Raw genomic sequence first — 9,046 nt, 5'->3', positions numbered from 1 at the left:
AGAGAAAGGTTGTCGAATTACATGAGGTTCAGCGTATTAGTCAAAAATGACGATTATATAGTCACAGACCATGTCCTTCATCAAGTGCACACCGTTCCCGGCGTTACATATTTAGATTTAATTACAAGATTTTTATCTGCAAAAGGGATTAACACTAGAAGCTTTGAAATCAAACATGTATTATTTCAGGAACCGGTTGCAACTTCTGCCCAATTTGATAAAAAAGTTACCTTTCAGTTTACGGAACAAAAGAATGGATGGCTAGTTGAAACAGTTAGCAGAAAATGGATCGATAGAAATGTTGCAGATCATGAAGTGTCAGTCAATTTGCAGGCGGAAATCACCAGCGGAGGGCAACAGGTAAGCGAAAAAAAAATCCGGCCTAAGGATTTAAAGAAAGGGGCACTCCGAACAACAGATGCTGAAACCGCTTATAGTAATTTGCGGAAAGGCGGCTTAATCCATAAAGAGTTTATGAAACTAGAAGGGACAGTGTATGAAGGGAAAGATTATATTCTGGGAGAGGTCAGTTTAAGCGGACTTGCAAAAGAGTATATTGATGATTTTTATTTGCATCCCGCTTTTCTGGATGGCTCTTTAAGCCTTCTGGGAGTGCTTGCGTCTGCTGAATCGGATGCATTAAACGATGCGTTTATTCCGATTTATATTAAAACTTTTCGTTCTCTGAATAAGACGGGTGAGACTTGTTTTGTTTATATTGATAAAAATAATATCACGCAGCCATCTTCTAAAGACATTTTATATGCGGACATACAAGTATACAACTCGGATGGTGAACTTTCGTTTTATTATGAACGGTTCGGTGTGAAAAGAGTTAGGAACGAGGAGTCAATACAAAGGCTGGAATACAAGGGAATAAAAGATGAAGAGGATAGAGTCATTAAAATTGCGGATGATTCTCTCGACAAGAGTCTTATTAAACAGGTAGCGGCCATGATTCAAAAGCCCGAAGAATCTGTTAAAACTGATATCACATTTTATGAGCTTGGATTAGACTCTAAACAGTTATTAAACTTGTCTAAAACATTAGAACAACTCTTGCAGACCAAGCTGTATCCAACATTATTATTTGATTACTCTACAATTGGAGAATTAACTGAATACCTGTGTGGGAAATATGGTGACAAAATCATGCCGCCTGCAGCATCTGTTACGAAAACAGATCTCAAAGAAACTTTATCCAATGAGTTGGCGTTTATTATTGGTGATTTAACAAGGACCTCAGCATATGAAGTAAACCAATATCGGTCGTTTTATGAATTGGGTCTTGATTCAAGACAGCTATTGCAGATATCTAAAATGATAGAAGAAAAAATTGGTGCTTCGTTATACCCGACTTTATTATTTGATTATAACAATATTCATGATTTGGCAAGTTATTTAGAAGAAAAATATGAGATGCTAACACAAACGGAATCAGAAGAAGATAAAAAACAAAGCAAGGAAGCACCTGATGCAGGGCATTTGGAAAATATATATATGCAAAAAGAGTGGAGCGAGTCGCCTTTATTATCTGAAGGTGTTCCTAAAGGTAATATTTTAATTTTAGATTTTGAACGATCTATGAGTGATGATATTCAAAAGCATGCAGGCAGTAAAACTGTTATTTATGCACAAGCCGATTCCGAGTATCTTAAAATAAGTGATAGGCATTACAAATTCCATCCTGAAAATCCTGAGCATTACATGAGAATATTAAATGATGTAAAGTTATCAGGACTATTTCCCGAGACAATTATTCACTTTTTGTCAAAAGAAACCCAGGATAACAGATTAGATCCGGATTTAACACACAGTTTTTATTCTGTTCTTTATGTAAGTAAAGCTTTACTGAGTCAAAAATTAACCAGCAGATTAAAATTTCTGTACATGTATAGCAAAGATCAATATACGAATCCGTCTTATGCGGCTGTCTCAGGCTTTTTTAAAACTTTGCAAGCAGAGCAGCCGAATATTGAATGCAAAACAATAGAGTTTACAACAAATCAAACCATCCAAATAGCACCTGTATTACTCGATGAAATAAATGGAGATTTTAATCAAACCGTTAAGTATGAAAACAATAGAAGATTTGTCTCAAAATATAGAGAAGTCCCGTCAGTAACAATGCATAAGACAGAAGCAACATTAATAAAAAACGGGGTCTACCTTGTAATTGGCGGATTAAGGGGCATTGGCTGGATATTTTCAAAATTTATTTATTCAGATATTCGCGCCAATGTTGTTATTGCTGGCCGGTCAGAACTGACTCCAAAGATGGAAGAAAAATTAGAAAAGATTCGTTCCCGCGGTATAAGAATCACCTATATTCAAGCTGACATGACAGTTAAAAAACAAGTAACCCAATTACTCGAAAAAGTCTATTCAGACTTTGCGAAAATTAATGGCGTTTTTTATAGTGCCGGTGTAATCAGAGATTCTTTTATTATGAATAAAACGAACGATGATGTACATTCGGTGCTTCAATCTAAAATAAGCGGAGTCATTCATTTGGACGAGGCACTCGCCGATATGCCTTTAGACTTTTTTGTTTTATTTTCCTCTATTTCCGCGGAAATAGGAAGCTTGGGGCAAGCAGATTACGCATATGCCAATAGTTTTTTAGACAATTTTGCAGAATGGAGAGAATGTATAAGAAAGACAGCAGGAAGACAAGGTAAAACAATCTCTGTAAATTGGCCTTTTTGGAAAAACGGAGGTATGTCAATAGATAATGAAGTACAGAAAATTATGAAAACCCATCTCGGTCTGCACCCGCTTGAAACTTTTTACGGCATAGAAGCTATAAAAAGGTCGCTTGCTCAGACCGGCCATCAAATGATTGTGTTATATGGAAAAAAAGAAAAAGTAATAACATACTTTCAACCGTTACCTTCCAGTTCAGGGGTAGTGCTTGTAAGAGACTCATCGATAGCAGCAGATATAGATGCTTCATCGTACATTCCCGAAAAAACAGGCTCTGCCGTTCAATTACTGGGCACAGCAGACAACAGCGATCTTGATGATTATTTAAACTTTTGGAGCAGAATAAAAAAAGGTGTTCCTTCGCAAAATCATCATATAGATGCCGCTAAAAAACTGATCTCATTTTATCAGAACAGGAAAATGGAGACAGTTCATTTTCTGATAAACACTGCAAATGTCCGTAATATGGAAATAGTGATGAGCGGAAAAGGAGAAACAATTTTACTTATTTGCGGTTTTGCAACGACGGCTTATATGTGGAAAGAGCAAATAAAGGAGTGGGCGAATCATTTTAATGTAATCGTCATACACACCCCAGGTTATGGATTGAGTAAAGGAAGTGATGATTTTACATTGAGTGGTTTAAGTAGTGCTTTTATTGAGGTGTTAGAAGATATAGGAGTAACATGGCCAATTCACATTGCAGCAGCTTCTTGGGGAGGAATGGTAGGGCAAAGAATAGCCTATGAATATCCTGAAAAAGTGAAAACACTAACTCTATCAGGCAGTTACACCACCTATAAAGAAGATCCTGACCATAGTGTGGAGGAGAAGCTTAAGGAGGATTTTGCAAACATCGGAAGATTGAATGAATATGAAATGTTATATAGCAATCAATTTTTAAATGCATCTATTGAGCACTTTATGGAGATTCATAATAGAGAAGGTTATTCTACTATAAGTTTCTTAAAGGAGATTAAAACAAGAACGCTTATACTTACAGGTGAAAATGAAGCGGTTGTTGACCTAGAGGAGACAAACTTGCTTCAGAAATATCTTACAAATGCCGTTTCAAAGGAAATCGAAGGAGCGGGACATCTTTCTAATGTTACACATCCAAGAGAATTTAATAAGACTGTCATTGATTTTATAAAGAATTGAACATATTTATTTAGAAAGTCTAAAACGATAATTCTATAAGGGGAGAAACAACTGTGAAACATACATTGAGTAATCCAGCTTTTGATACCAAGCAAATTGACGCGCTGCGCCGTCACTATCAGACTATGATAGATGATGGAGACTTACAATGTGCAAGTTACATTATGTCAAGGGGCGGAGAAATCTTTGCAGCCGATTCGCTTGGAGAGTTTCTGGGTAAAGAGAATGAGACGAAAAAATTCAAACTTGATTCAATCAGAGAAATTGGTTCTCTAACAAAAGTCTTTACCGCAATTGCTGTTATGCAGCTGGTGGAAAAGGGACTGCTCGACTTAAAAATGCCTATTAAACTATTTCTCTCTGCATTTGATAAACCTGGATTTAACGAAATTAAAATACTTCATCTGCTTACTCATACGGCAGGATTGGCTTTTGATCTGGATCTTCAAAAGGCAAATGGCATTGACTTAACAAATGAGAATGAATGGGTCGCTTATCTGGTCAATACGCCTCTAGAGTACAAAGTTGATGAGGCCTGGAATTATTCCAGAACTGGATTTGTTATTTTAGGAATAATCATTTCAAAAGTAACCGGTATGTCTTACGAAGAGTATGTGACAAAGCATATTATTAAAGCGCTTGGTATGGATAGAACATTTTTTTATGTCCCTAATGCTTTAAAATCTGAAGTTTGTATTATCAATAATAACGAGAGTGAGCAGCTGGTTGAAGAACGACACCCCTACTTTCCGAATAAAGCGACTACAGGGCTGTATTCGACATTGAAAGACATTTGGAAGCTGGCAGAAATGTTTAGAAATAAAGGCCGGTTTGAAGAGAAGAAACTACTTGGTAAAAAAACAGTCGAGTCTATGTTGCGAAATCAAATAAAGGAGGGACTTCCCTTTTACTTCTTCGGAGCTCCGAGAGAAAAAGGGGATTTTGGTTTAGGAATCAATCTATGGCCTGCCGGGGAACATTATTTTATGAGTGAAGGAACCTTTTCGCATCTCGGAATGGGGTGGTGCGGTCTTTTTTCAGATCCGGCAGAAGAGTTTACGTATGTGTTTTTCACGCCGATTTCAGAGTTTAATCCTCATGCTGTTTTAACTCCGCTGAACATTGTGTGGGCTGGCATTGAATAAACGGATAACAGATTAAAATTAGTAAAAGTATTTTTGGGTTCCGCCTGCCAAGCAGGCGGAACCCAAAAATACCTCCTCTTTATTCACACTGCGTTTACTTCCCCGACACTTTACGGTTTGTAACAGTTCGTTAAAAAACTTATTTTATTTTTTTACTTTTTTAACTGTATTACAACATTCTGTTTTTATAATACAGTTTTTCATCTTTTATAGTACAGTTTTTTTCGCACTCTCCCTATTTTCAAAGCGGTTTCAATTTTAGTTTATAAATAATTGACGGCTCTGTGGAATTGCTGTAAACTATGTTTGTTGATTATTGTACTAATGAAAAAGTTATTTTTATTAGTACAGTTTAAACGTCATTATCTTTGCTTATTTTTTGTGATTTTCTGAATGATTAATTTTAGAATTGCAGAGCATGATAAGAGTGTTTTTAATACGGATTATGAACGGTATCAAACCCCGTTTAAACAAAAGAAGAGGTGGTTTAAAAGATGGCTGCAAAGACAAAAACTTCAATTGTTGATAGCAAAAAACAATTTGACGCTATTAATAAGCAGTTTGAAACGTTTCGAATTTTAAATGCTGAAGGAGAAGTCGTAAATAAAGAGGCAATGCCCGATCTTTCAGACGATCAACTAAAAGAATTAATGAGAAGAATGGTATACATCCGCATTTTAGACCAGCGTTCGATTTCTCTATCACGTCAAGGACGTTTAGGCTTCTACGCGCCTACAGCAGGTCAAGAGGCTTCTCAAATTGCATCACACTTTGCCCTTGAGCAGGATGACTTTATTCTTCCTGGTTATCGAGATGTCCCTCAGCTGATTTGGCACGGACTTCCTTTATACCAAGCGTTCCTATTCTCAAGAGGCCATTTTAAAGGCAACCAAATGCCTGAGGGAGTAAATGCGATATCACCTCAAATTATCATCGGCGCACAAATCATTCAAACAACAGGTGTAGCTTTAGGACTTAAAAAGCGAGGTAAAAAATCGGTAGCGATCACTTATACAGGAGACGGCGGAGCTTCACAAGGTGACTTTTATGAAGGGATGAACTTTGCCGGAGCATTTAAAGCGCCAGCGATTTTCGTCGTGCAAAACAACCGATATGCGATTTCAACGCCTGTAGAAAAGCAATCATCAGCACAGACAATTGCCCAAAAAGCAGTTGCAGCCGGTATTACAGGTGTTCAAGTTGATGGAATGGATGCCCTTGCTGTTTACGCTGCAACAGCAGAAGCACGCCAACGTGCAATTAACGGTGAAGGTCCGACCTTGATTGAAACTCTTACATTCCGTTACGGACCACATACAATGTCTGGAGACGATCCGACTAAGTACCGTACAAAAGAAATAGAAAACGAATGGGAACTTAAAGACCCGCTCGTACGCTTCCGCAAGTTCCTAGAGAATAAAGGGCTATGGTCTGAAGAAGAAGAGAACAAAGTCATCGAACAGGCTAAAGAAGAAATCAAACAGGCCATCAAAAAAGCTGACAGCGAACCAAAACCAAAAGTAACAGAGTTAATTGAGAATATGTTCGAAGAGCCGACATTTAACTTAAAAGAACAATTTGAAATTTACAAAGAGAAGGAGTCGAAATAAGCCATGGCGCAAATGACAATGATTCAAGCGATCACTGATGCGTTACGCACAGAACTGAAGAACAATGAAAACGTTCTGCTTTTTGGAGAGGATGTAGGCGTTGCAGGGGGCGTTTTCCGGGCAACTGAAGGCCTTCAAAAAGAATTCGGTGAGGATCGCGTATTTGATACGCCGCTTGCAGAGTCTGGAATTGGCGGGCTTGCTCTCGGCTTAGGTTTGCAGGATTACCGTCCTGTTATGGAAATCCAATTCTTTGGATTCGTTTATGAGGTAATGGATTCTATTTCTGGACAAATGGCCCGTCTTCGTTACCGTTCTGGCGGACGCTGGACTTCACCTGTAACCATTCGTTCTCCGTTCGGCGGCGGTGTTCATACTCCTGAGCTTCATGCTGATAGCTTAGAAGGTCTTATTGCACAGCAGCCTGGTATCAAAGTTGTCATTCCGTCAACTCCTTACGATGCCAAAGGACTTTTAATTTCTGCAATCAGAGACAATGATCCTGTTGTTTTCTTAGAGCACATGAAGCTTTACCGTTCTTTCCGTCAGGAAGTTCCTGAAGAAGAATACACAATTGAGCTTGGCAAAGCTGACGTGAAACGTGAAGGTACTGACCTTTCAATCATCACTTACGGCGCAATGGTTCATGAATCATTAAAAGCTGCTGAGGAGCTTGAGAAAGACGGCGTTTCTGCTGAGGTAATTGATCTTCGTACTGTCAGTCCACTTGATATCGATACAATCATCGCATCTGTAGAAAAAACAGGCCGCGCGATTGTAGTTCAAGAGGCGCAAAAACAGGCCGGTGTTGCTGCTAATGTGGTAGCAGAAATTAATGACCGTGCGATCTTGAGCTTGGAAGCACCTGTACTTCGCGTGGCTGCGCCTGATACAGTATTTCCTTTCTCCCAAGCAGAGAGCGTATGGCTTCCAAACCATAAAGACGTTCTTGAAACAGCAAGAAAAGTACTTGAATTTTAATCAAATTGCATAATTCAGAGGGAAGATGGACGTTTTCCCTCCACTATATATCTGTTACTTACGATGTAAACTTTAAAATTGCTTAATCAAACTAGGAGGTCGAAAACTGTGGCATTTGAATTTAAACTTCCAGATATCGGGGAAGGTATCCACGAAGGCGAAATCGTAAAATGGTTTGTCAAGCCTAACGATGAGGTAGACGAAGATGATGTACTGGCGGAAGTCCAAAATGATAAAGCAGTAGTAGAAATTCCTTCACCTGTTAAAGGAAAAGTATTAGAATTAAAAGTTGAAGAGGGAACAGTAGCAACTGTTGGACAAACGATTATTACGTTTGATGCACCTGGGTACGAAGATCTTCAATTTAAAGGAAGTCATGATTCAGGGGAGGCAAAAACTGAGGCACAAGTTCAATCAACTGCCGAAGTGGGACAAGATATCTCTAAAGAAGAGCGTCCGAAAGAGCCTGCAAAAGCAACTGGCGCAGGACAGCAGGATCAAGCTGAAGTTGACCCGAACAAACGCGTCATCGCTATGCCTTCTGTACGTAAATATGCTCGTGAAAAAGGCGTAGACATCCGTAAAGTAACTGGCTCAGGCAATAACGGACGTGTTGTTAAAGAAGATATCAACAGCTTTGTAAACGGAGGAGCGCAAGAAGCTGCTGCGCCACAAGAAACAGCTGCACCGCAAGAAACAGCTGCTAAACCGGCTGCTGCACCAGCTCCAGAGGGCGAATTCCCAGAAACACGCGAAAAAATGAGCGGTATCCGTAAAGCAATTGCAAAAGCGATGGTTAACTCTAAACACACTGCTCCTCACGTAACATTAATGGATGAAGTGGACGTAACAAACCTTGTTGCACATCGTAAACAGTTCAAACAGGTTGCTGCTGATCAAGGAATCAAGCTGACTTTCTTGCCTTACGTTGTAAAAGCTCTGACATCTGCACTGAAAAAATTCCCTGTTTTAAACACGTCAATTGACGATAAAACAGAAGAAGTTGTCCAAAAACATTACTTCAACATCGGTATCGCTGCTGATACTGAAAAAGGCTTGCTTGTACCGGTTGTGAAAAATGCAGATCGTAAATCTGTCTTTGAAATTTCAGATGAAATCAATGGCCTTGCAACAAAAGCTCGTGAAGGCAAGCTTGCTCCAGCTGAAATGAAAGGCGCATCTTGCACAATTACAAACATCGGTTCTGCCGGCGGACAATGGTTCACTCCGGTTATCAACCATCCAGAAGTTGCGATTCTTGGTATCGGACGCATTGCAGAAAAAGCGATTGTTCGTGATGGCGAAATCGTAGCAGCTCCAGTCTTAGCTCTTTCTCTCAGCTTCGACCACCGTATGATCGACGGAGCAACTGCGCAAAATGCATTAAATCACATCAAGCGTTTACTGAACGATCCACAATTAATTTTAATGGAGGCGTAATGT

Annotated in this window: 5 protein-coding genes; all 5 read left to right on the top strand. The window is 39.1% G+C overall.

Annotation, left to right across the window (positions count from 1 at the left end):
• The first annotated feature begins 21 nt into the window (after positions 1 to 21).
• The 5 genes from V6D44_RS02020 (at position 22) to pdhC (ending at position 9,043) form a co-directional block, all read left to right on the top strand.
• The gene (locus tag V6D44_RS02020) at positions 22 to 3,867 is read left to right on the top strand and encodes an alpha/beta fold hydrolase (RefSeq protein ID WP_253269059.1); all 3,846 of its coding nucleotides are present in this window, start codon (positions 22 to 24) and stop codon (positions 3,865 to 3,867) included.
• A gap of 53 nt (positions 3,868 to 3,920) precedes the next feature.
• On the top strand, positions 3,921 to 5,012 hold the full coding sequence (locus tag V6D44_RS02015) for a serine hydrolase domain-containing protein (RefSeq protein WP_087992196.1): 1,092 nt from the start codon (positions 3,921 to 3,923) through the stop codon (positions 5,010 to 5,012).
• 494 nt (positions 5,013 to 5,506) lie between these two features.
• Positions 5,507 to 6,622 carry a pyruvate dehydrogenase (acetyl-transferring) E1 component subunit alpha gene (gene pdhA / locus V6D44_RS02010; protein WP_087992195.1) on the top strand — a complete coding sequence of 372 codons (1,116 nt, stop codon included), beginning with the start codon at positions 5,507 to 5,509 and terminating at the stop codon, positions 6,620 to 6,622.
• A gap of 3 nt (positions 6,623 to 6,625) precedes the next feature.
• The gene (gene pdhB, locus V6D44_RS02005; protein WP_072183597.1) at positions 6,626 to 7,603 is read left to right on the top strand and encodes a pyruvate dehydrogenase complex E1 component subunit beta; all 978 of its coding nucleotides are present in this window, start codon (positions 6,626 to 6,628) and stop codon (positions 7,601 to 7,603) included.
• A 108-nt stretch (positions 7,604 to 7,711) separates the two neighbouring features.
• Complete coding sequence (gene pdhC, locus V6D44_RS02000; RefSeq protein ID WP_333516248.1) at positions 7,712 to 9,043, top strand: pyruvate dehydrogenase complex dihydrolipoyllysine-residue acetyltransferase; 1,332 nt, start codon at positions 7,712 to 7,714, stop codon at positions 9,041 to 9,043.
• Positions 9,044 to 9,046: the final 3 nt, after the last annotated feature.

Source organism: Bacillus sp. 0209A (assembly GCF_036765095.1).
Lineage (GTDB): Bacteria > Bacillota > Bacilli > Bacillales > Bacillaceae > Bacillus > Bacillus subtilis_G.
Note: the sequence above shows the minus strand (reverse complement) of the source record. Positions and strands in the feature narration are given on the sequence as shown.

Coding starts and splice junctions, on each gene's coding strand:
- V6D44_RS02020 (WP_253269059.1), top strand. CDS start 22: ATGAGGTTCAGCGTATTAGTCAAAAATGACGATTATATAGTCACAGAC.
- pdhA (WP_087992195.1), top strand. CDS start 5,507: ATGGCTGCAAAGACAAAAACTTCAATTGTTGATAGCAAAAAACAATTT.
- pdhB (WP_072183597.1), top strand. CDS start 6,626: ATGGCGCAAATGACAATGATTCAAGCGATCACTGATGCGTTACGCACA.